Source organism: Niastella yeongjuensis, assembly GCF_900110245.1.
Taxonomy (GTDB): Bacteria; Bacteroidota; Bacteroidia; order Chitinophagales; family Chitinophagaceae; genus Niastella; species Niastella yeongjuensis.
The window spans coordinates 333334-355359 of the sequence record NZ_FOCZ01000007.1 but is presented as its reverse complement, the minus strand read 5'-3'; the positions used below and the strand labels follow the sequence as shown (position 1 = coordinate 355359).

At 45.2% G+C, this 22026-nt stretch carries 20 protein-coding genes; 12 read left to right on the top strand and 8 right to left on the bottom strand.

Annotated elements, in window-relative coordinates:
* Window positions 1-4: 4 nt before the first annotated feature.
* The 5 genes from BMX95_RS20535 to BMX95_RS20515 are packed head-to-tail and all read right to left on the bottom strand — an operon-like array spanning window position 5 to window position 11529.
* Window positions 5-1351 carry a RagB/SusD family nutrient uptake outer membrane protein gene (locus BMX95_RS20535; protein WP_081203794.1) on the bottom strand — a complete coding sequence of 449 codons (1347 nt, stop codon included), beginning with the start codon at window positions 1349-1351 and terminating at the stop codon, window positions 5-7.
* A gap of 9 nt (window positions 1352-1360) precedes the next feature.
* Window positions 1361-4372 (bottom strand): SusC/RagA family TonB-linked outer membrane protein, encoded by a 3012-nt coding sequence (locus tag BMX95_RS20530; protein WP_081203795.1) that lies wholly within the window; start codon window positions 4370-4372, stop codon window positions 1361-1363.
* A gap of 21 nt (window positions 4373-4393) precedes the next feature.
* Entirely contained in the window at window positions 4394-7102 is a 2709-nt protein-coding gene (locus tag BMX95_RS20525; protein WP_165759087.1) for a M14 family zinc carboxypeptidase, read from the bottom strand.
* Between the two features lie 31 nt (window positions 7103-7133).
* The gene (locus tag BMX95_RS20520) at window positions 7134-8468 is read right to left on the bottom strand and encodes a RagB/SusD family nutrient uptake outer membrane protein (protein ID WP_133054054.1); all 1335 of its coding nucleotides are present in this window, start codon (window positions 8466-8468) and stop codon (window positions 7134-7136) included.
* Window positions 8469-8484: 16 nt separating this feature from the next.
* Entirely contained in the window at window positions 8485-11529 is a 3045-nt protein-coding gene (locus BMX95_RS20515) for a SusC/RagA family TonB-linked outer membrane protein (protein ID WP_081203798.1), read from the bottom strand.
* A gap of 293 nt (window positions 11530-11822) precedes the next feature.
* On the opposite strand from BMX95_RS20515, the gene BMX95_RS20510 reads away from it, so the two are divergent.
* The 8 genes from BMX95_RS20510 (at window position 11823) to BMX95_RS20480 (ending at window position 17385) form a co-directional block, all read left to right on the top strand.
* On the top strand, window positions 11823-12815 hold the full coding sequence (locus BMX95_RS20510) for an ATP-grasp domain-containing protein (RefSeq protein WP_081203799.1): 993 nt from the start codon (window positions 11823-11825) through the stop codon (window positions 12813-12815).
* A gap of 9 nt (window positions 12816-12824) precedes the next feature.
* Window positions 12825-13868 (top strand): LLM class flavin-dependent oxidoreductase, encoded by a 1044-nt coding sequence (locus BMX95_RS20505; RefSeq protein ID WP_081203800.1) that lies wholly within the window; start codon window positions 12825-12827, stop codon window positions 13866-13868.
* Window positions 13858-13989, top strand: a complete 132-nt coding sequence (locus tag BMX95_RS35695; RefSeq protein WP_280517381.1) for a hypothetical protein — start codon at window positions 13858-13860, stop codon at window positions 13987-13989. The genes BMX95_RS20505 and BMX95_RS35695 overlap by 11 nt, the downstream gene beginning before the upstream one ends.
* A 70-nt stretch (window positions 13990-14059) precedes the next feature.
* Window positions 14060-14608: an RBBP9/YdeN family alpha/beta hydrolase gene (locus tag BMX95_RS20500; protein WP_081203801.1), complete on the top strand. Its 549-nt coding sequence runs from the start codon at window positions 14060-14062 to the stop codon at window positions 14606-14608.
* Between the two features lie 102 nt (window positions 14609-14710).
* Window positions 14711-15094 carry an AraC family ligand binding domain-containing protein gene (locus tag BMX95_RS20495; RefSeq protein WP_081203802.1) on the top strand — a complete coding sequence of 128 codons (384 nt, stop codon included), beginning with the start codon at window positions 14711-14713 and terminating at the stop codon, window positions 15092-15094.
* Between the two features lie 69 nt (window positions 15095-15163).
* Window positions 15164-15511: a helix-turn-helix domain-containing protein gene (locus tag BMX95_RS20490; RefSeq protein WP_081203803.1), complete on the top strand. Its 348-nt coding sequence runs from the start codon at window positions 15164-15166 to the stop codon at window positions 15509-15511.
* Window positions 15512-15535: 24 nt separating this feature from the next.
* Window positions 15536-16336, top strand: coding sequence for an SDR family NAD(P)-dependent oxidoreductase (locus tag BMX95_RS20485; RefSeq protein ID WP_081203804.1), 801 nt, complete (start codon window positions 15536-15538; stop codon window positions 16334-16336).
* Between the two features lie 149 nt (window positions 16337-16485).
* The gene (locus BMX95_RS20480; protein WP_081203805.1) at window positions 16486-17385 is read left to right on the top strand and encodes a PDDEXK nuclease domain-containing protein; all 900 of its coding nucleotides are present in this window, start codon (window positions 16486-16488) and stop codon (window positions 17383-17385) included.
* 100 nt (window positions 17386-17485) lie between these two features.
* Here BMX95_RS20480 and BMX95_RS20475 read toward each other — a convergent pair whose 3' ends face one another.
* Together BMX95_RS20475 and BMX95_RS20470 are read right to left on the bottom strand one after the other, a co-directional pair.
* Window positions 17486-18031: an energy transducer TonB gene (locus BMX95_RS20475; RefSeq protein ID WP_081203806.1), complete on the bottom strand. Its 546-nt coding sequence runs from the start codon at window positions 18029-18031 to the stop codon at window positions 17486-17488.
* Between the two features lie 43 nt (window positions 18032-18074).
* Window positions 18075-18572, bottom strand: a complete 498-nt coding sequence (locus BMX95_RS20470; RefSeq protein WP_081203807.1) for a GNAT family N-acetyltransferase — start codon at window positions 18570-18572, stop codon at window positions 18075-18077.
* Window positions 18573-18680: 108 nt separating this feature from the next.
* Between BMX95_RS20470 and BMX95_RS20465 the strand changes: the two genes are divergently transcribed.
* A complete protein-coding gene (locus BMX95_RS20465; RefSeq protein ID WP_081203808.1) occupies window positions 18681-18899 on the top strand; it encodes a winged helix-turn-helix transcriptional regulator in 219 nt (72 codons plus the stop codon).
* Here the strand turns inward: BMX95_RS20465 and BMX95_RS34570 are convergent.
* The gene (locus BMX95_RS34570) at window positions 18883-19017 is read right to left on the bottom strand and encodes a metallophosphoesterase (protein ID WP_242673241.1); all 135 of its coding nucleotides are present in this window, start codon (window positions 19015-19017) and stop codon (window positions 18883-18885) included. The two genes, BMX95_RS20465 and BMX95_RS34570, sit on opposite strands and share 17 nt — an antisense overlap.
* A 996-nt stretch (window positions 19018-20013) precedes the next feature.
* Here BMX95_RS34570 and BMX95_RS20460 point away from each other — a divergent pair.
* The 3 genes from BMX95_RS20460 (at window position 20014) to BMX95_RS35020 (ending at window position 21962) form a co-directional block, all read left to right on the top strand.
* Window positions 20014-20601, top strand: coding sequence for a hypothetical protein (locus BMX95_RS20460; protein WP_133054055.1), 588 nt, complete (start codon window positions 20014-20016; stop codon window positions 20599-20601).
* Between the two features lie 145 nt (window positions 20602-20746).
* Window positions 20747-21820, top strand: coding sequence for a glycoside hydrolase family 172 protein (locus BMX95_RS20455; protein WP_244898117.1), 1074 nt, complete (start codon window positions 20747-20749; stop codon window positions 21818-21820).
* Complete coding sequence (locus BMX95_RS35020) at window positions 21807-21962, top strand: hypothetical protein (RefSeq protein WP_165759088.1); 156 nt, start codon at window positions 21807-21809, stop codon at window positions 21960-21962. The genes BMX95_RS20455 and BMX95_RS35020 overlap by 14 nt, the downstream gene beginning before the upstream one ends.
* Window positions 21963-22026: the final 64 nt, after the last annotated feature.

The following is a 22026-nucleotide window of genomic DNA, read 5'->3' as shown; positions in this document are numbered from 1 at the left end:
AAAGTTAGTAACCTAAATTGGGATCCAGGTATTTGTCTGCAATAATTTCTGAAACCGGGATCGGGAAAACAAATTTGTTTGGGTCAGTTATATTCAGCACGTTTTTTACACTGCCGGTACGCACCAGGTTGAACCAGCGGTCCCCTTCAAAAGCAAATTCAAGCCGCCGCTCGTTTTCAATATCCAGTAATACATCTCCGGTTGTAGTAGCCGTTGCGGGTGATAATCCAGCGCGTTCGCGAACCGCGTTAAGATCTTGTAACGCCTCAGTTAGTTTGCTTTGTTGTACCCTGGCTTCCGAACGGATAAGATACAATTCCGCCACACGGATCAAATAAGCAGGATCAGTGCCGGTTGGATTGCGGTAATACAATTTACCATACCATAAATTACCGGGTGGCGCTGTTTGCGCAATAAGCGCATTTCGATTGCCGCCAATGGCGGGGTCGTTCAGCAACGTAACCAGGTTACCGTTTGGCGCCCATTCGCGACGGCCACCCAATGCAGGTGGCAGCCACCAGTTGTAATGTCCATTCTTAAAGGAGGTGCTATACCCCAGTTCAAAAACAGACTCGGCAGTAGCAGTTACATTATTGGCAAAGAAGGCGCTGTAAGGCTTAAGCAATTTATAATTGGCCGCGTCATCAATTATTTTGGAGGCATAACTTTCTGCTTTTGCCCAATCCCGCTGGTATAAATAAAACCGGGCTTTTAAGGCCCACACCGTTTTTTGCGTGGCTTTATTCCGGTTGACGGTTACAGGTAACAACGCTTCTGCTTTATCCAGATCACCCAGCACCTGTGCATAGGTTTCTGCCACACTACTTCTGCGAATACCCTCCTGGTCGCTTTTAGAATAGGTAGGACGGGTGATCAACTGCACACCCCCCCAGGCCCTTGCCAGGTCGAAATAAGCCAGCGCCCTGATAAAGTAGGCTTCGCCCTGGTATTGATTTCTCTTTGCGTCGGTAAGCAGAGGATCGGTTAATCCGGGAACAATATCTATAATGTAATTGGCCGATAGAATGGTGCGGTAAATAGCCGTCCACGCACTGGCAACATTCGAATTGTCGGCCGTTAATGCACGCGCTGCAATTTGCGCCGGCGCCGATTGAGAACCTGTCCATTGAATGTCGCCACCCATTAAATAGGAGAGGGAAATAAAATTGGAACCATAATAGCCATCACTGCCCAGGCGGTTGTACAAGCCGTTTACAGCAGCTTCTGCGCTTACCGCATCGGTAATGGCTACGGATGCATCTACCTGTTGCTGCGGTTGCACATGGAGGAATTTTTTGCAACCGGTTGTCAGCATCAGGAAGGCGAGGTATATGTAAGTAAAACGTTTCATGCATGTTGATTAAAGAGATAAATTAATGCCGAACTGAATGGTGCGGGGCTGCGGGGGCGTTCCCAGATCATAACCCTGTACATTAGGGTCCGAGGTCACATTGATCTCCGGATCAGGTCCCTGGTATTTTTTCCATAACCACCAGTTGGACCCGCTGGCATAAATGCGGATAGAATTGGTGTGGATCCTGGTTGTTAGCTTTTGAGGAAGCGTATAACCAAGGGTCAACGTACTCAGTCGAATGAATGAACCATCCTCGATAAAACGGCTAACAGGACTCAACGTATAATTCGTGCCCAGGGTGGTAATTCGGGGCACCTCTGTTATATCGCCGGGCTTTTGCCATCGGTTGAGCTGGTTTTTATTGATAGCCCGGCGGTCGTCACGCGTACCGCCTGATTCATGAAAGAAACGGTTGTTGTTAAAGATCTTGTTGCCAAACTGGAAATTGAAGAAGATGGAAAAATCGAATCCTTGATATCGAAGGCTGTTGTTGATGCCGCCGAAGTACCTGGGTTGGGCATTGCCAACGATCTGCCGGTCATCGGCAGTGATCTTGCCATCTTTTACATAATCTTCATAAACTGCATCGCCTGTTTGCGGATCAACATACAATTGTTTGTATACATAAAAAGAATGCATGGAATAACCCTGTAACATTCTTTCTGCGGAATAGGAAGCATCAACGGGAATATCCAGCTTTTCAATCTTATTTACATTGTGTGCAATATTGAAACTGGTTGTCCAGGTAAACCGGCGGTTGCTGATGTTGGTGGTAGTAATACCCAGTTCAAATCCTTTGTTGCTGATCTCGCCGGCGTTGCTCGACACGGAAGAGAAACCGGTGCTTACCGGTAAAGGCAGACTTAACAACAGATCGGTGGTATATTTCTTATAGAGATTGAATTCTATGTTGATGCGGTCCTGCAATAATCCAAGATCGATACCGAGGTTGGTTTGCCGGGTGGTTTCCCAGCTTAAACCGGTATTGCCCAGTTGTTGCGGCACGGTTCCGGGGTTGTCGAGGTAGTTAGCTCCGCCATTCCATAAATTGCGGGAAGCAAAATTGCCAATACCATTCTGGTTACCGGTAATGCCAATATTCGCCCGTAATTTCAACGTACTGATTGCATTAATATTTCTGATGAATGGTTCCTCACTGGCCAGCCAGGCCAAACCTACAGAAGGGAAGTATCCCCACTGTTTGCTGGTGCCGAATTTTGAAGACGCATCGCCACGTACATTGAACTCAGCAAAATATTTACCGGCATAATTATATTCCAACCGGCCAAACACAGATACCTGCCGGTTGCCGGCGCTGCTGCTGGAAGAAGTAGTAGTAGCTGCCGAGGCGATCTGTTTATAGGAGTCATTGGGAAAATTGGTACCCTGTGCCGAGGTTACTGTTTCCACGGTGCCCTGCACGGAATTTCCTGCCAGTAGCCCAAGACCATGCTGACCCAGTTTTGCTTTATAGGAAAGCGTTTGTTCTGTTATCCAGATGGCGTTTTTACTTACGCTGGAAGAGGCAAGCCCTTTGCTGGCGCTTCCCCGGTTGGTAAGGCTGTTCCAGTATTCGTATTCGTTATAATCGTTGTAGTCAATACTCCAGCTGGTACGAAATTTAAGATTGCGAACAAGATCTGCTTCGCCATAAATATTTCCTATGTATCGGATGCTGGTGCTGTGCATATCGGTGTATTTGATCAATACATCCAGGTTATCGAACCCGGCCCACTTGGCATAGGTACCATCATCATTGAATTTGGGCAGGTAAGTAGGGGTGTGCAGGGCCGCCTGTAATATGCCACCTTGCGGACCGTCGCCCACCCGCGCATTAGTGCGGTAAGAACGCGATAACAGATTGCTCGAGCCAATTCGAACATGGCTGTTTATCTGCTGATCGAGATTGAACTTAAAACTGGCCCGCTGAAAATCATTGGTACGCAAAATGGCCTGTTGTTTATTATACCCACCGCCAATATAATAACGCGTTTTGTCATTGCCGCCGGAAACGGAGAGATCATAATTCTGCAGATTGCCTGTCCTGAAAATATCATGCAGGCGGTCATAGGTAGGTTGTTCTTCCGGCAGTCCGCGGCCGCCTTCCGATTTAGGCCGGAAGGGCCTTGTTGCAAATGATTTGCCATCATTGGCCCACGCCTCGTTAATGATGGTTGCATGTTCAGGACCAGTTACCAGGTCCCACAATTGGGGTGCCCAGGATGAACCGTAATAGGCATTGGCATTTACTTTTGCCTGTGTATTATACTGCCCGCGTTTGGTAGTGATCAGTATAACGCCATTGGCAGCACGCGCACCATAAATAGCCGTGGCAGATGCATCTTTTAAAACGGAGATGCTTTCAATATCTGCCGGATTGATATCAGCTAACGGGTTATTGGACTGTCCCTGGGTGGTGATCTTCTGTAATGACTGGTTATTGATAAAAACACCATCAACCACATACAACGGGTCATTGCCGGCATTGATAGAAGTAGTACCCCTGATGCGAAAGAAAATGCCATCTCCGGGAATGCCGGTATTGGCGCTTACCTGAACACCGGCCACCCGGCCTTGTAATTGCTGATCAAAGGCAGCTACCGGTTTATTCTTTATTTCATCTGCCTTTATAGTAGCTACTGCACTTACCAGCGATTTTTTGCTTTGTGCACCATACCCCACCACCACAACTTCACCCAGTGAATTACTGGCGGCAGCAAGCGTTATCTCAATGAATTGCTTGCCATTAACGGGTTGCTCAACCGCAGCATGACCGATTGCAGTGATCAATAAAATATCATTTGATGGAACCGTTAAACTGAACTGGCCATTTTCATCGGTACTGGTTCCAACCCTGGAGTGTTTTGATTTCACCGATACACCGGGCACCGGTTTTTGCGTACCTGTTTCCCGAATGGTGCCTTTTATGGGAATGGGTTGTTGCGCATAGGCTGTTATGCCGGCCAGGATAAATGTTGTTATAATCAGTATAGTTTTGGTCTGTCGATTTCTATTCATACAAATACTTTTAGAAGGGGTTTATTCGTGTTCGCTTTCCCCGGCGAAATTTCTACCGCCACTTACCAGGTTTGCAAAAAAGATACTGTTCAGGAACAACCGGGTGGTGCCCAGCCAGTAACTGCGGTAAGTAGGATCGTCGGCAAACAGCACCACCTGTCCGTTGCCACTGTTGCTTAAAAGGATAGCTGCCGAGCTGCTTACTTTTTTGATATTCTCTTTGGAAGCATAACCATTTACAAATGGTTTGCTGTCGTACAGCGCTACGGTCGCATATTTGTTGGCACTGCTTTGTAAAAAAGTATTGCTGTTCTTGTTTATAAACAATTTACGGGTGGTAACGCCAAAGGCTATGGGATGGGTAGTATCCAGGTCCGCAGTGAAAATAGCGCCATTGATGCGTTTGGCGCCTTCCACATCCTGCTGTGCATCATAATCAAGCCGGCTGTTCCTGCTTTTTGATACCGGTTCGCTTTCGGGTCTTTCAGTAGCGCTTTGTCCAAACGAAGTTTGTTGAACCGGCCGGCCTGCACGATTATCAGTGGCTGTGGCTGTGGTGAGGGGTGCAGCAGGCTTACCTTCGGGTTTATCCTTGTCATCGTCCAATAATTTCTCTTTTACCAGGTCGTTCTGGATGGCCCAGGCGCTGGCATTTTGCAGAGTGATCAGCACACCGCCTTCTGCTACCCAGTCTTTTATTTTATCAACTGTGGCTTTGTTCCAGGCACTGTAATTACCACCAGGCAGTATCAGGGTATTGTATCGTTTCAAAGAGGCCCGTTCAAAATTCTGCAGGTCCAGTTTTACTACTGGTAAACCTAAATGTTGATTCAGCAGGAACCATATTTGTCCGGCTTCCGATGAAGTAACACCCTGACCAAATGCCAGCGCCACTTCGGGTTTGCGAATGGCTTTAATATTGCTGCTCCCCAAATCGATGCCTTCTGCACTGAACCCGGTAGATACCGCAGTAAAGGTGATGTTTGCATTTGCAGCTATGGCTTTTACCAGCCTGTACAGGCTGTCGGCGGCAATAGGTTGTCCGGCCACCGGAATGATCAATGAGCCATTGCCAAATGTTTTTTTGCTGTTGTTATGATTAATTGTAAAGGGCCTGAAGGCTGTTTTTACCAGGATGCCCTTTTGCAACAATGCATACAGGGCTTTTGTGGCATTGAAGTCGGTATAAGCTGTTATGTAAGCGAGACTGGATTGTCCGCCCAACACGTCACCGTTGATCGATGGCAGGCTGGTTACCTGTTTTCCTTTGGCAAAGGTGGGCGTATTGATGGCGGCATATTGCAAGCCATATGCATGGATGACGCTCCAGCCGGTATTGTCGTAATAAATACTGTCTTTTAAAATGTTCTCTTCAAACAGGGAATGTACAATGAGGTAGTTGGGTTGTTCGGCCGGAACTATATAACTTTTTCCCTTTTCAAACTTCTTATCCTCCTGCGTGGTATTGCCTTCCAGTTCATATACCTGAATGTGGTGTTGCAAAAGCAGGTTCAAAAATGTAAGGGTGAGGTTTTCATCGCGGCTGTCGCCAAATACATACGCTTTTGTTTTGCTGGCCCGGGCTTGTTCCAACGCCTGCTTAAACAGGTTTTTCTGCACCTTGAATAAATTGGCTTTTTCCGCTACTGAACCACGTATGGTTGACAAACTGGTGGTTACATGGTTGCGAATGGAAAAGGCAAAGGTCAGCAGGCCATTGGTTGATTCCGTTACCAGTCCGCGGGAACTGGCTTCTTCAAACGTAGCCGCTACGCTGCCATAAAATTTTGGATAGGTGCTGCCATAGATGGGGGAGAGATTGTCGTAATTCTCTTTAGTGAAATATAAAGACCCGATCTCATCGAGCGCTTTGGCATGGTAAGTAGCCAGCACTGCGTTCTCATCATACAGGAACTGTGGTACAATGGGGCTTTCGTGGCGTTTGGGTGTTGGTTCAAAATAATAGGTAGCATTGGAACCCTGTTCGTGAAAGTCTATTTGTACGTTGGGGTACCATTGGTGAAAGAACTGCACGCGGTTACGGCTTTCAATATGTACCAGGTTCAACCAGTCGCGATTGAGGTCGGCAAAATAGTGATTCGTTCTGCCGCCCGGCCATTGCTCCTGGTGTTCTTTATCGAGTGGGTCGGCTATGGGCGGAAAGGAGCTATAACTGTTGTACCAGTTGGCAGCACGGTCACGGCCATCAGGATTTAAGGAGGGATCGATAAAGATAACGGCTTCTTTCAACCACTGCTGGGTTTCCGGGTCGTTGTTTGCGGCCAGGTACCAGGCAGTAAGCATGCTTACTTCTGCGCTCGATGATTCGTTGCCATGCACGTTATAACCGAGGTGAATGATCACCGGTGCCTTGTTGTCGATAATTGGTTTGGAAGGATCAACGAGGGTGAGGTGTTCCTGTCTGATCTCCTCCAGCCGGTTATAGTTAGCGGGCGCGGTAATGGTGGCAATGATCTGTTCTCTTTCTTCATAAGTTTTGCCGATCGTTTGTACATGAATGCGATTGCTCACCCGCGCCAGTTCGCGGAAGTAGGCAACAATTTGTTCGTGTCTTGTATAGTGGGTACCAATAGCATACCCAAGAAATTTCCCGGGTGAAGGAATGGAGGCATCAAAACTAGCTGCCTTGGGAAAAAAGTAACTGGTTTGCGCCAGCGCTGAAACAACCGGCAGGAATAACAGTAAGGTGAAAATATTACGAAGTTTCATAAAAATGTTTTTTGCGTCAATTGTTTTGGTTTCAGTAGCCATCATTTTGTTTTGCATCGGGGTCTGATAAAATATCGGAATAGGGCAGGGGAAATACCCAATAGTTTTTATTAGTGATACCCAGGATGTCATCTACCCGTTCGGTACGCACCAGGTCGAACCAGCGGTGTGCTTCAAAGGAGAACTCGATGCTGTTCTCGTTTTCTATAGCCAGTATCAATTCCTCTTTGGTGGCAGCGGTTGAATTGGGTACACCGGCCCGGTTCCTGATCTTATTGAGGTCGGCCAATGCGCCTGTCAGGTCTTCCAGCCACACCCTGGCTTCCGCCCGTATCAGGTACAGTTCGGCAATGCGGATAATGTAAGAAGGGTCGGTACTGGTGGCGCTGGTGTTGTACAACACACCGTATACATTATTGCCAGTTCCCGCAATAAGACTACTACGGCTTCCACCAATAGCTGCATCATTTATTTTGCTTACAAATGAAGCGGAAGGTTTTAATGTATACTGCCCACCGGCGGAACTGGGATACCACAGGTTCCAATAGGAGTTTTTGTCATTGGCTGAAAAGGTTAATTCAAACACAGACTCTGTAGTACCAAACGGTGTGGTGAAGAATGTTTTAAAAGGCGTAACCAATGCGTATTTGTTATTGGCGATCACCAGGGAAGCGTATTTGTCGGCTTCGGCCCATTCCTTTCTGTATAAATGTAATCGTGCCCGCAATGCCCGGGCCGTGCTTTTTTGCGCCCGGTTACGCGTGCTGCCATCTTCGGGTAACAGTTCTTCCGCTTTTACCAGGTCGCTCAATACCTGGTCGTAGGTTTGTTGCAGCGTGCTGCGTTTTATTCCGCGTGCGGCCGAAAGACTGGTTGTTGGTTGTACCTGCAATTGCACACCGCCCCAACCACGGCCCAGATCAAAATAGCCCAAGGCCCGAATGAAATAAGCTTCACCCAACAGTTTGTTCTTTTCCGCATCGGGCAGCAAAGGATCTGAAACCTCCGGCACATAGGTTATTACACTGTTAGCAGAGTTGATGGCTTTGTAAATATTCTGATAAGCGGCTACTGTTGTTACATTATCTGCCGGAATAGCGTTCTGGTCTAATTGCAGATACTCACTCAGCGTGCCATTGAAGATCACGTTATCGGCAGTAATGGTGCCCAATGTAGGATAGCTGGCCGAATAGTATCCCTGCACGGAATTATAGGCACCAATAATAGCTGCTCTGGCGGTAGCGGCATCGGTAATGCTTTTATTGGCGGGCAATGCATTGTTGGGTGTTTCTTCCAGCCACTTTTTGCAGGAAGTAAAAAACGTTAAACCACCAATAAGTACGATATAGTTAAAGCGTAATTGCATAGTGTATTTTTTTCCGTTAAAAAACAAGGTTTACTCCTACCTGAATTGTTTTTGGCTGTGGTACTGTTGCCCAGTCGTACCCGGCGGTATTCTGGTTTCCACTTTGTGAACTTACTTCCGGGTCGGGACCGCCATATTTTGTGATGGTGATCAGATTGGTTCCCTGGATGTACGCCCTGATATTATTGAACTTTAATTTGCTGATTATAGAGGCAGGCAGGGTATAAGAAAGCGACAACGTGCGCAAACGGATAAACGATCCATCTTCCAGGTAGCGGCTGCTTAAATTGGCTACGTTACCGCCGTAGTTATTGGCTGCGCTGTTGTTTGCTTCCGGAGTAAGCGAAGAAGTAGTAACGCGTGGGATGTCGGTAATGTCGCCCGGTTTCTGCCAGCGTTCCAGCTGGCGCGGCACAAACCCGATATTAGCCTGGGTATTTCCATGCACCAGGAAAAAATCGTTCATGTTCATGATCTTGTTGCCCTGCTGGAAATAAAAGAATACGTTCAAATCAAATCCTTTATAACTGAAAGTATTGGTGAATCCGCCGGTATAACGGGGCAGCGCATTCCCTACGATCTGCCGGTCGGCAGCGGTAATATTGCCTTCTTTGGTAAGGTCTTCATATACGGCATTACCGGTTTGCGGATCGACGTACAGTTGTTTATATAACTGGAAGGAATTCACGGCATATCCCTGCCGCAGGATGGAAATATTACGACCGGAAGCGCCCAATGCAATGTCCGATGCCAGCTTTTCAATGCGATTGGTGTTCTGTGAAATATTGAACTCGGTTGTCCACTTAAAAGTGCGGGTTTTGACATTGGTTGAACGGATGGCCAGTTCAAATCCCTTGTTGCTCACGGCGCCATAGTTCTGCAGATAAGTTGCAAATCCTGTTCTGTTGGGAACAGGCACATTTAACAGTAAGTCGTAGGTATACTTGTTATAATAGTCAACAGCTACAAATAACCGGCTGTTTAAAATGCTGAACTCCGTACCGAAATCGGTTTGGCGGGTTGTTTCCCAGGTAAGATCGGGATTGGCCAGTTGCGAGGGTGCAATACCGGGCTGGTCGAGGTAGTTGTTACCCGATTGCCAAAGCCCCTGTGCGGCATATGGCCCAATTCCGTTTTGATTGCCTGATAAACCAACGCTGGCCCTGAAACGCAGTTCATTGAATAGGTTTAAAGATTGAATAAAGCCTTCCTGATCGGCCCGCCAGGTAAAACCTCCCGATGGGAAAAAGCCCCACCGGTTGTTCGCCCCGAATTTGGAGGAACCATCAGCGCGGAAACTGGCATCAAGCGTATACCGGTTGTTATAGGTGTAGCTGGCTTTTGAAAAGACCGACAACAGTTTCGATCTGCTTTGTGCCGAAGAACCGGAACGTACAGAAGCTACGGATACTGCTGTAAGATCGTTGCTGGCAAAGCCCGTGCCGGTAGCGCTGGTACTTTGCGACAAAACCGTATTGATGGTATTGCCTACCAGTGCATTGATGCTGTGTTTACCATCCTCGCCAAATGATTTGATAAACGTAAGTACCTGTTCGTTGGTAAGCACCAGGTTCTTGGTTTCATAAGAAGCGGCCGATCCATTACTGGCCACGCCGGCCGCCAGCAAACTGCTGATAAAATTATTTTCATATTCACTGGCATTGTCCAGGCTCCAACTGGTACGGAGTTTCAGTTCGGGCAGGATGGCGTATTCACCATATATATTGCCAATGGTGCGCCAGCCCACCGCATCATTACCCAGGTAATTGATCAGGGCCAGGTGGTTGTCAAAACTGCCGTAACGGGCATAGGTTCCATCGGTATTAAAAACGGGCAGGTAGCTGCGCACAAAAATAGCGGAGTTAATAACGCCTTGTGGGTTATTGTCATTACTGCTTACATTTCGCCAGGTACGGCTGATGTTTATACTGGTACCGATCTTTATTTGCCGGTTCAGGTAATTGTCGTAATTCAAACGGCCTGAATAGCGTTCGAAGTTGGAGGGACGTACAATGCCTTCCTGTTTCAGATAACCCAATCCGGCATAATAGGCGCTTTTGTCGGTTCCACCCTGAACCGACATTTCATAATTACTGGTACGGGCAGTGCGGAACAGATCAGACACCCGGTCGTAAGTGGGTTGCGACTCCGGTTCAGCAATCAGCGTAGGCGGTGGCAGTGCCGGATTGTCCTTCACCGTATTGATGCGCGATTCATTGGTAAGCAGGGCCGTTTCAGCACCGGAAGCCACCCTGAACTTTTTAGTGGCTCTACTCCAGCCATGGTATCCGTTCAAACTTACTTTGGCCCTGCTGTTCAAACGGCCCCGTTTGGTGGTTACGATCACAACACCGTTGGCGCCTAACGATCCATAGATGGCAGTAGCATTGGCATCCTTTAAAATAGTGATGTTCTCTATATCTGAAGGGTTAATATCTGCGATGGGGTTGGAACCCTGTTGCTGCCCCAGACCGGTTTGAATGGGATCGGTATTGGAAATAAAAACACCGTCGATAATATATAAAGGATCAACCGACGCATTGATGGAATTATTACCTCTTATTCTGAAAGTAATACCACCACCGGGCACACCCGAATTAGCATTCACCTGAACACCGGTGGCTTTTCCCTGTAACAATTGATTGAACCCGCTGGCCGGTACATCGCGGAACGTTTGACTGTTAATGGTTTGAATAGAACCGGCTATCAGTTTTTTATTCTGGGTGCTGTAACCGGTAATCACTACTTCATCGAGGTTCTTTTCATTTCTTATTAATCTATATGAGGCAGGCGTCAATGTGGTGATGGTAAATTCCTCTTTTAGATATCCCGTATGGCTTACCAGCAATAATACCGGTAATGCGGGAACAGTGATCGAAAAACCGCCCCTGTTGTTGGTGAGGGTTTGAACAGCGTGTCCTTTAACCTGGATGGTCACCCCTTCCAGTGGTACTTGTTCATCAGTCAAAATGGTGCCGGTAATAGTGGTTTGGGCTACCAGCATTTGCGACATAAGCAGTAATAGCAGTAGGTAAACCCCCTTTGGGTAAAGCCGGTTCATGAAGCAGTTGTTTTTAAATGAATGAATTGCCGTACACAATGTGTACAGATTAGAACTTATAAGTCATTTCAATAAAGGCAAGAAAACACATTCATTCAGCTTGGTACGAAAGCACATTCATTCATGAAGGGAGGATGACGATCAACAACAACAGGTGAAAGAGAAATATTTTTTCATCGTGTGCTTATTTGAATGATAAATCCCACTAATTTAGTAGACAAATATAACGTACTCTTTTTTGTATCGCCAAATAAATTATATAGACTGTTCCTAATATTAAATTTTTACAGCTTATGAAGCCTTTTGCTATCTATCACGAACATCCGGATTGGTTCAAACCATTGTTTGCAGAACTGGAGAAAAGAGGTATCGAATATGAACGCATCAATCCAGCCCGGCATAGTTTCGACATTACAGACACCGATATCAATTACTCGTTGTTCTTTAACCGGATGAGTCCTTCTGCTTATTTACGGGATGGAGCACAGGGTATTTTCTTTACGCTTTCTTACCTGCAGCACCTGGAACTGTTTGGCACCAAAACTATTAACGGCTACAAAGCATTCAGTTACGAGGTATCAAAAGCGGCCCAGCTTTCACTTTTAAAAAAACTGGGCCTGGGTTACCCACGTACGGTAGTCATTAATCATACGTCACAATTGTTGCGGGCAGTACAGGGGCTTCGGTTCCCGGTTGTAGTAAAGGCCAATATTGGCGGCAGCGGGGCCGGTATTACAAAGTACGATTCGGTAGTATCGTTACGGGCGGCTATTGAAGACAATGAGATCTCGCTTGGTATAGACAATACGGCACTGGTACAGGAATTTATTCCGGCGCGGGGCGGTTATATAACACGGGTGGAAACGCTGGCGGGCCGCTACCTGTATGCCATTAAAGTACATACTACGGGCGAGTCGTTCAATCTGTGCCCCGCCGATATCTGCCAGACAAGCGACGGGAAAGAATTGCTGCGTAATGCCTGTGCACTGGATGCACCTAAAAACGGATTGAAGGTAGAATCCTATACACCGCCTGCAGAAGTGATACAGGCTATTGAAGCCATCGTACAACACGCCGGTATTGATGTAGGCGGTATTGAATATATGATCGATGACCGGGATGGCAGGCTGGTATATTATGATGTAAATGCCCTGTCGAATTTTGTGGCCGATGCCGTGCATGTGATCGGGTTCAACCCGCATGAAAGACTGGTTGACTTTTTAACCGCACAGGCATATGATAAAAGGATCCCGCAAACAACTACAGCTTCATTAACACACTTATAATATAATACTATGAAATATGGATACTGGATGCCGGTCTTTGGCGGCTGGCTGCGTAATGTAGAAAATGAAAACATGCAACCCAGCTGGGAGTATGTAAAAAAACTGGCCCGGCGAAGTGAACAATTGGGGTATGCCCTTTCCCTGATCGCCGAATTGAATTTAAATGACATCAAGGGTATTGAAGCACCCAGCCTGGATGCCTGGAGCACGGCAGCTGCACTGGCAGCAGTTACAGAAAAGCTGGAACTGATGGTAGCGGTTCGACCCACTTTTCACAATCCGGCATTGCTGGCCAAAGCTGCTGCCAATATTGATCACATCAGTAATGGCCGCCTTTCATTGAACGTGGTAAGCAGCTGGTGGAAAGACGAAGCTGAAAAGTATGGTGTTCAGTTTGAACAGCACGATGACCGGTATGCCAGAACAGAGGAATGGCTGACCGTATTAGATAATGTCTGGGAAAAAGACCATTATAGTTTTGAAGGTCGGTATTACAAAGTGCATGACAATGTGCTGCAGCCTAAACCCGTGTCAAGGCCGCGGCCACTGATCTATGCAGGAGGAGAAAGTGAACGGGCGAAAGACCTGATCTCCACGCTGTGTGATGCCTATGTAATGCATGGCGATAGTCCCGAGACCATTGGAAAACGGATCAGCGATATGAACGAAAGACGTGATAAAAAAGGATTGCCGTCATTGCAATATGGAGTGGCCGCTTATAGTATTATCCGTAATACAGAAGCAGAAGTAAAAAAAGAACTGGAACGTATTACCAATGTACAGGAGGGCAGTCCCGGTTATAGTAATTATCAGCAATGGCTGGCCGGTACCCAGTTAGAGCAACGGGTATCGTTGGAAGATTACTCTGTTAGTAACCGCGGTTTGCGAAGCGGGCTAATCGGCACTCCGCAACAAGTGCAGGACCGGATAGGAGAATTTGAGCGGGCGGGCGTGCATTTATTTTTATTACAATGCAGTCCGCAACTGGAAGAAATGGAACGTTTTGCAGATGCCATTATTCAACATCAGCCAGAAATTGAACATGCCAGCTAACAACTTTACTTTTTTATGGGTGTCATTGGCCCTGACCGGAATGGCCATGTTGATCCATTACTGGCATTTGATTACGTCAAGAAAGGAACCACCGGTTCCTAATGAAGAAGATACTATTTAACCTGGATTTTCTGGAAGTATTATTGTGTATATTTGTCCACCAATTGCGTAGACTTAATTACAAAATACTAATGAGATATTTAAATATTCCGGGCTTATATAATTCAGGGGACAATCATTGGCAAACCCGGTGGGAGCAAACATACGCGGATCGTTTTTCACGTGTGCAACAGGACAACTGGGATTTTCCCGATAAACAACAATGGGTAGACCGACTGGATAAAACCATAAAAGAAATAGATACCCCAACCATTCTGTTGGCACATAGCCTTGGTTGTATTACTGCCGTTCATTGGGCGGTTACACACTACTCACCATTTATTTACGGGGCCTTATTAGTAGCGCCCGCAGATGTGGAAAGTTCAGATAAAGCCATTTTAAAAAGCTTTGCACCGGTTCCGGTAGAAAAACTCTTTATGCCAACCATTGTGGTTGCCAGTATGAACGATCCTTATTGTGCCATGGAGCGGGCGGCCAAATGGGCAGCTTATTGGGGCAGCCGTTTTGTGGCAATAGGTAATAAGGGGCACATCAATGGCGATTCTGAATTACATGATTGGCAGGAAGGCCAGGCCATTTTATGGCAATTGGAAGAGCTGGCGGCAGCGAATGTTATATAAAACCCGGGACTGAACTTCTCAACAAAGCAGTTTGAGCTTTTAAACAACAGGCAGAAACAGATATTTGCTGAATTTTGTACCAGAATAAAGAAACGAGGTACTATGAAGCAAGCTGTTGCCAATTCGAAATCGAGCATTCAAACCAATAATTACACCGGCCGGATAGTTGAAGGCGAAAGTTTTATTACTGACCATATCTTCAGTTGTATAATTTCCGGCAGCCAGGATATGTATATTGGAAATAATCTGTATCATTTTGAAGCCGGAGATCTCCGGCTATTCAGAAAGAACCGCCTGGTAAAATATGCAAAGAAACCAGCCCGGGAAGGGTACAGGACCATTATGGTCACCATCGATCAAAACACCCTGCGCGAAATAAAAAAGGAAATCGGGTACAAAGAAACGGATCAGCAGGAGGCAGAACCAGTCTTTTTATTAAAGCCTAATGGGTACCTCACCAGTTATATTGACTCGCTGACTCCTTAAATAAATAATGATTCCCCATCATCTGATCGCATCGTTCAACTCAAAGTAAAAGAGCTGGTATTTATACTGATGGAAACGCTTCCGGCGCTTGGGAACGTATTATTCGATTTTTCTGAACCCGGCAAGCTTGACCTGGAAGCATTCATGCATGAACATTACCGGTATAATGTTGCATTAAAACAATTTGCTTATCTCACGGGCAGAAGCCTCTCCACCTTCAAACGGGATTTTGAAAAGATCTTTCATGCCACGCCCAATAAATGGCTGGTGCAAAGAAGACTGCAGGAAGCGCAATTCCTCATTCGCGATAAAAAGAAAAGACCTGCCGATATCTACCTCGATCTTGGGTTTGAAGACTTGTCGCATTTTTCGTTTGCCTACAAAAAAGCTTTTGGTTCAGCACCAACACAGCATTGACATTTTAAACAATAAATAAGAAATATGGATTTACAATTACAGGGCAAACGCGCCCTGATCACCGGCTCATCAGCCGGTTTAGGGGAAGCTATTGCTATTATGTTAGCCGATGAAGGCGCCACGGTGATCATTCATGGCAGGAACCCTGAAAGGGCAGCCGCAGTAGCCAGTAGCATCTGTAAACGGGGCGGCCTTGCAGAGGTGGCCATTGGTGATCTGTCGACAGACACTGGCGCAGATGAAGTAGGGCAATCGGCACTGGCAGGCGGCCCGGTTGATATTTTAGTGAACAATGCAGGCGCTTATGAACACTTTAACTGGACGACCGCGCTGCCTGCACAATGGCTAAAGACCTATGAAACGAATGTATTGTCAGGTGTACGGATGATCCAACGGTTGCTACCACAAATGCGTGCCCGAAAATGGGGCCGTATTATAACCATAGGAGGCGGCTTAGCTACGCAGCCTGTGAGTGGTCATCCTGAATATTCTGCCACGCTGAGTGCCCGGCATAACCTGGCGGTGTCACTGGCCCGTGAGTTAAAAGGTTCCGGCGTCACCTCCAATGTAGTAGCGCCCGGCGCTATCCGGGTAAAAGCGGTGGAAGATCTGCTGATCGCTGCGGCGCCCAAATACGGCTGGGGCACAAGCTGGGAAGAAATTGAGAAAGGCGCTGTTGCCGATATTGTTCAGAATGATATTGGCCGGCTGGGTAAACCGGAAGAGATCGCCGGCGCGGTGGCCTACCTGGTTAGTTCATATGCAGATTATATCAGCGGTGCCACCATTCGGGTTGATGGTGGGACTGTAAGGACAGTTGCATAAAGGTTTATAGCGCACCGAACAGCTTACAAAAAAGGACTATCAGCAATGGTGGCCCTTTTTTGCTTTTGTGGATAAACAGGATGGGATGTCGTTAGTACAAACAGACATTTAAATTGTTTTAAATACATAACCATTTAAATCAAGAAACTATGCAAACTAATCAACATTATACCCAGTTATTGCAAGATCTCAAATCTCGCATTTCGCAAAGTCGTTACATCGCAGCCCGGTTTGTTAACCGGGAACAGTTGATGCTGTATTACTATATCGGTAAATTACTCTACGACAAAATAACGGAGCATAATTGGGGTGACAAAGTGCTGGCGGAAATTGCAACTGATTTGAAGGAGCAGGTGCCATCCCTTCGAGGCTTTTCAGCCAGGAATCTAAAAAATATGCGGCAGTTATATGTAGCCTACGAAATTACTCCAATTGGGCAGTTGCTGACTGCCCAATTGCAAAACGTTGATTTAGAGACTGATATAATTGAGCAGTCGCCGACTGCCCAATTGCAAAATACTCAGGTGATAAGTGACAGGTTATGGACGACTACCCAATTTGACAATTCACTTCTGACTAATTTTTTCTCGATTACTTTCACTCACCATTTAATACTACTTAATAAATGCAAAGCCCTGGAAGAGCGAATGTTTTATATGCAAAGGGCAGCAGAAGACTACTGGTCGGTTTCTGTGCTGGAACATCACATACAGGAGAACTTATTTCTGCACATTGGTAAACTGCACCACAATTTTGATACAACTATTGACACCAATGATAATAATGTAGCTGCGGAATTATTTAAAGATAAGTACCTGCTTAATTTTCTACAGTTAAAGGATGACGATAACGAAAGTGCAATAGAGAATAGCATAGTTTCCAATATAACAGAGTTTATTCTGAAGATGGGAAAAGGGTTTACTTTCATAGGTAACCAGTTTCGCCTGGATGTAGATGGGCATGAATTTTCAATTGACTTACTCTTCTACAATCGTATTCTGCGTCTAATGATGAGAAGAAAGCAAAACGCCTTTTTTGCTTTTAATTAATACGTTATAAGTATTTAATGGCTTTTTGCGCACAGATACCGGCAGATAAAATAACCCTTTACATTCAATGAGTTGATGGGTTTCATTTTTAACAGGTTCGCTATGGTTCGATTCTAAACACAATAGGTAATACGCCATGACCCCGATACGGTTCGCCATCTAGCAAAGCAGGTTTCCACCGCGCAGGCGCTGCTCTAAGCACTCTCAATCCTTCCTGATCGATCTGATCATTTACAGAGCGAATGATCTTCTCATTTGTCAATGTTCCATCTTTTTCAATGATGAACTGGATGCGAACCTCACCTTCAATCCACTTTTTTCTTGCTTCTTTGGGATACTTTATATTCTTGCCAACAAATTTGTACAGTTCCTTTATATCGTTACCATAATTAAACCCGGTATAAAAGGGGTACCACGTGGTATCTTGTCCGGTCGCAGTATAGCAATGGCCATTGGTCAATGAATCCAGCACATATTCATCTTTTCTTTTTATTTTCCCGTTGACATACCAGGTCATAACCTCTCCTTGTAATTTATCCTTAACAAATCTGCCTTTCATTTTGAGCTGCCCATTATCATGATTGACTATAAAGTTTCCATCAGCACGCGGAACAGCATTGCTATCATGCTTCTTTTCTTTTGTCATGCAGGCAAGGGGTTTAGACTGTAATAATACAACAAACTGTTTGTTATTGCCTCGTATTTATGGGATCGCTCGTAAGCACCACCGAAGTTTCTACCTGGCGTTCCGGGATGTTCCAATACCGGCGCAACAGAGAATTCTTTTCCTGTTCAGTAACTAACCGAAACCCGTGTTTTTCATAAAAGGCGATTGCCCACTTCGCATCTGTCCAGGTGCCGATCAAGATCCTCGTTTCAGTCAGACTACGCAAGTGAGTCAATAGCTTGCCGCCAATCCCGCTGTTTCTTTTTGCGGTTCTGACATATGCATGGCGGATCAACGTTACATCGTCTTTGAACTGGATACCCATCACACCTTCGATTATTTCACCGGTTTTACAGCACCAGAACTCGACACCTTCGCCAATTTGCGTTTGAAGTTCGTTCATGGTCATATAGGGTTCATGCCAGCGATCGGCAGGAATAATGCCTTTGTAGGCACTGGCGCCATCGTTAATAATATCGTGAATAGTTTTAATATCACTGGAATTGCATGGAACAATCATATGGCAGTTTTTTTTTTGTAACAGTTGGAATTGCCAGCAAGTTCGCTTTTAGCTTTTTTTAATAGAAGAAAGCAAAATCAAAAGGAGTGCTTTTGACCTTTCCAGTCAGTGGTGCGCAGAAATTGTTCCCAGGTGAGGCTGTCCGGGTTAATTAGCCGGCTCCATGCCTTAATTTCAAGGCAGGTCTATGGCAAAAAGCCACCCATAAAAGTTGTTTACAGCTTAACTGAATTTGGCAGGTCTTTTACCCCTGTATTGGATGCAATTTTGGGATGGGGCAATCAGATAGCTACCCAGAAAGGGGAGTTTATCAAAAAAGATCCATAAATACTATGTCTCCCAATTGAATGAGCGTATCTTCTCTATAATCAAAATTGCATTTAACCAGGCATTGTTTGAGAGATCGATATTGTCCATGCAGGTCTCCAATAACGTAAGTGCTCATAGGTTATCTTTTTTTTATTGAGGTTAAACATAGGTAATGTGTGCAAATATCCAGTAAAAGGAACCGTCATTCAAGTTAATGTGACCCTCAATCAAATTATAGGCACCTTCAATTTACTTACTGCCTCATCTATCTGCGGGCAGCCTCCTTCAATTAGAAGACAGCCATCATATTTCGGCTGTAGGCTTCCGTTTTTTAATAATTCACGCCATATATTATTTTGTAGCCTCAATAATTATGTTCCCAAATCGGAATAATTTATTTTTTGACGACATGTGACAATTTTTTCATGAAATAAGTAAGTTAAAGCTACAATAAGACAGTTAGTAGTTAGCATAAGTTGGTTGAAGGCCAGAATATTTTTTTGGGAGTTACCATAATTCATAGGATAGCTTCCATAAATCGAATGATAGCCTCCATAAATCGTATGATGGCTTCCATAAATTTATTTTAACCGAAAAAAATCCGATTGCCACCTGCACATGATTTATTGTAATCTGCGCATAGCTCATTATAATTCTCCAATACACCATTGGCAGTATCGAATAGCCCATTAGGTGAATTAATGTGCTTATTGTCACATCGGACAAGACAAAGACGTGAAATCAAAATTTATTCCGTCATTCAATGAGCCAAAGTCGCCATTCAATAAGCTGAAGTTGTCAAAAAAATTTTCAATGTAGGTATTCAGGCCATTGACCGGCTGCTGGTCGAATAAGGTATTGTTTTTCAATCAAACACATAAGTAATTTGGAGCTTATTCCTTCAACATCTAACTTTAACCAGCAACTGCTCAGGCATACGGAGTGCTAATTCCAGACCCCGGTAAGCCCCGAAACGCTGACTAAAATAAAAACCCCAATGGTGAAAGTTACTATAGCAATTTTGACGACTTTTTTACTTGCTTCCTGTAAAGACAAGCCCCAAAAGGCCTCAGCACCTGTAACTAAGTTGGTACCAAAAACCAAAATACCAAACACCATCACTGATACCCATATGACAAAGGTTACCGACTATCTTTTCTTCAGTGATTCTATTTTGCCCGAACATAAATCTATACTCAACTATTATTTCAGCAAGTATGGATCAGACACCACTCGTAGCTCGTACTGGCAGCAGGAAATGAAAGAAGGATTTGAAGGTTTGTATTCTATTGGCCATATTAAAAACAATCTAAAGATGGATTCTGTTTTTGTATTACCGCCATTAACCGATATCGAAGGGCAATGCTATTATTTTACCGACACCACGCTGCCACGTCTTCAAACAGATTCTTATTGCTGCCATCCTTCAAATATATTTTTAGTTGGCGACATAGATGAAGACGGGGTTTCAGAAATTGGACAATATTATTCAAGCTGTGTAAGTCATTATAAATCTTTGTATGTTTATTCATTAAAAAACAAGGCGTGGCGGGAAATCGGACATTGTGTTTACGATCTGAACTACATGGACATTGACAAGCCATATAGCTATTTCGTTAAAAAGATAAGTAAGAACAAATTTAAAATGCTCGAGATAACCGATTTGACACCCGACACAGCAAAAATCGGCAAACGAAATTGGATCCGGTTTTCACTGTAACGAACGGATTAGCCAATGCCAACGATTCAAATTGCTAATTAAACTTTCTAAAACATTGCTTATGCCAAGACTCTCCTTCTTAGTTGCAGCCTGTATATGCTGCGTTTCAACTTTTGCACAAAACTTCAATGGCATTAATTCAAACATGGGAAATCTTTTTCAATTGAGCAATGCTAAGAGTCGCTCAATAAGTCCTGAAAACTTCTCAGGCGAAAAAGGCAAAGGCGGAATGGCTACAACGGGCACAGGCAGCGGCGCTTCAAGAGAACTGGGGCAAGGCTGGAAAGTGAGTCCAAGCATTGTAATAAAATCAAAAACAACTTATACCATTGCAGAAATGGATGGGCCGGGTTCTGTCCAACATATCTGGATGACGCCGACAGGCAACTGGCGCAATACCATAATTCGCTTTTATTGGGATGACGAAACAACGCCGAGTGTTGAAGCGCCGGTTGGTGATTTCTTTTGCATGGGCTGGGGAAAATATTCGCCTTTGCAGTCACTTGCAGTAGCCGTAAATCCGGGGAGCGCATTTAACTGTTACTGGCCAATGCCTTTCAGAAAAAAGTGTAAGATAACCATGGAGAACATCGCTGACAAAGACATGTATCTTTTCTACCAGGTTGATTACATTCTTACTGACGTGCCTAATGATGCAGCTTATTTCCATGCACAGTTCCACCGCACAAATCCCCTGCCTCACAAACAGGATTATGTGTTGGTAGATGGCATAAAAGGGCACGGGCAATATGTGGGCACCTATCTTGCTGTCGGCGTTACAAACAACGGCTGGTGGGGTGAAGGCGAGATAAAATTCTTTATGGATGACGATACAAAGTTTCCAACCATCTGCGGAACGGGCACTGAAGATTACTTCTGCGGCTCCTACGATTTTGATACAAGAAAGAAAAACGATGCCGGCGTTGAAAACACTGACTACACTGAATTCTGCAGTCCCTATACAGGCATGCCACAGGTAATTCGTGGTGACGGGCATTATAATGTAATGCAACGTTTTGGTTTGTATCGCTGGCACATCAGTGATCCTATACGCTTTGAAAAAAATCTGAAAGTCACAATACAGTCTATCGGGTGGCGAAATGATGGCCGCTATTTGCCACAGCAAAACGACCTGGCATCTGTTGTATTCTGGTATCAAACAGAACCACATGCGCCGTTTCCAAAATTACCGGAAAGGGATCTGCTTGAAATTAACTAATCCCGCATCCCCGGAATATGGCTCAACCGGCAATAAGTTCAATGGCGACATTCACTGGGTGAAACTCGAAGTTGGGGACGATAGCCACGACCACCTTATTTCTGCTGAAGACCGGCTAAATATGGCAATGGCAAAGCAATAAAAGCCCCAGTGTGGAAACACCGGGGCTTCAGTAATAAGTACTGATCAGTGTACTATTAAAACAG

Bases quoted from the DNA above. Each gene is read 5' to 3' on its own strand.
- BMX95_RS20515 (WP_081203798.1), bottom strand. From the start codon at position 11,529: ATGAACCGGCTTTACCCAAAGGGGGTTTACCTACTGCTATTACTGCTT.
- BMX95_RS20480 (WP_081203805.1), top strand. From the start codon at position 16,486: ATGCAAACTAATCAACATTATACCCAGTTATTGCAAGATCTCAAATCT.
- BMX95_RS20455 (WP_244898117.1), top strand. From the start codon at position 20,747: ATGGGAAATCTTTTTCAATTGAGCAATGCTAAGAGTCGCTCAATAAGT.
- BMX95_RS20535 (WP_081203794.1), bottom strand. From the start codon at position 1,351: ATGAAACGTTTTACTTACATATACCTCGCCTTCCTGATGCTGACAACC.
- BMX95_RS20520 (WP_133054054.1), bottom strand. From the start codon at position 8,468: ATGCAATTACGCTTTAACTATATCGTACTTATTGGTGGTTTAACGTTT.
- BMX95_RS34570 (WP_242673241.1), bottom strand. From the start codon at position 19,017: ATGAGCACTTACGTTATTGGAGACCTGCATGGACAATATCGATCTCTC.
- BMX95_RS20460 (WP_133054055.1), top strand. From the start codon at position 20,014: ATGACAAAGGTTACCGACTATCTTTTCTTCAGTGATTCTATTTTGCCC.
- BMX95_RS20510 (WP_081203799.1), top strand. From the start codon at position 11,823: ATGAAGCCTTTTGCTATCTATCACGAACATCCGGATTGGTTCAAACCA.
- BMX95_RS20485 (WP_081203804.1), top strand. From the start codon at position 15,536: ATGGATTTACAATTACAGGGCAAACGCGCCCTGATCACCGGCTCATCA.
- BMX95_RS35695 (WP_280517381.1), top strand. From the start codon at position 13,858: ATGCCAGCTAACAACTTTACTTTTTTATGGGTGTCATTGGCCCTGACC.
- BMX95_RS20470 (WP_081203807.1), bottom strand. From the start codon at position 18,572: ATGATTGTTCCATGCAATTCCAGTGATATTAAAACTATTCACGATATT.
- BMX95_RS20500 (WP_081203801.1), top strand. From the start codon at position 14,060: ATGAGATATTTAAATATTCCGGGCTTATATAATTCAGGGGACAATCAT.
- BMX95_RS20505 (WP_081203800.1), top strand. From the start codon at position 12,825: ATGAAATATGGATACTGGATGCCGGTCTTTGGCGGCTGGCTGCGTAAT.
- BMX95_RS20530 (WP_081203795.1), bottom strand. From the start codon at position 4,372: ATGAATAGAAATCGACAGACCAAAACTATACTGATTATAACAACATTT.
- BMX95_RS20490 (WP_081203803.1), top strand. From the start codon at position 15,164: ATGGAAACGCTTCCGGCGCTTGGGAACGTATTATTCGATTTTTCTGAA.
- BMX95_RS20525 (WP_165759087.1), bottom strand. From the start codon at position 7,102: ATGAAACTTCGTAATATTTTCACCTTACTGTTATTCCTGCCGGTTGTT.
- BMX95_RS20495 (WP_081203802.1), top strand. From the start codon at position 14,711: ATGAAGCAAGCTGTTGCCAATTCGAAATCGAGCATTCAAACCAATAAT.
- BMX95_RS20475 (WP_081203806.1), bottom strand. From the start codon at position 18,031: ATGACAAAAGAAAAGAAGCATGATAGCAATGCTGTTCCGCGTGCTGAT.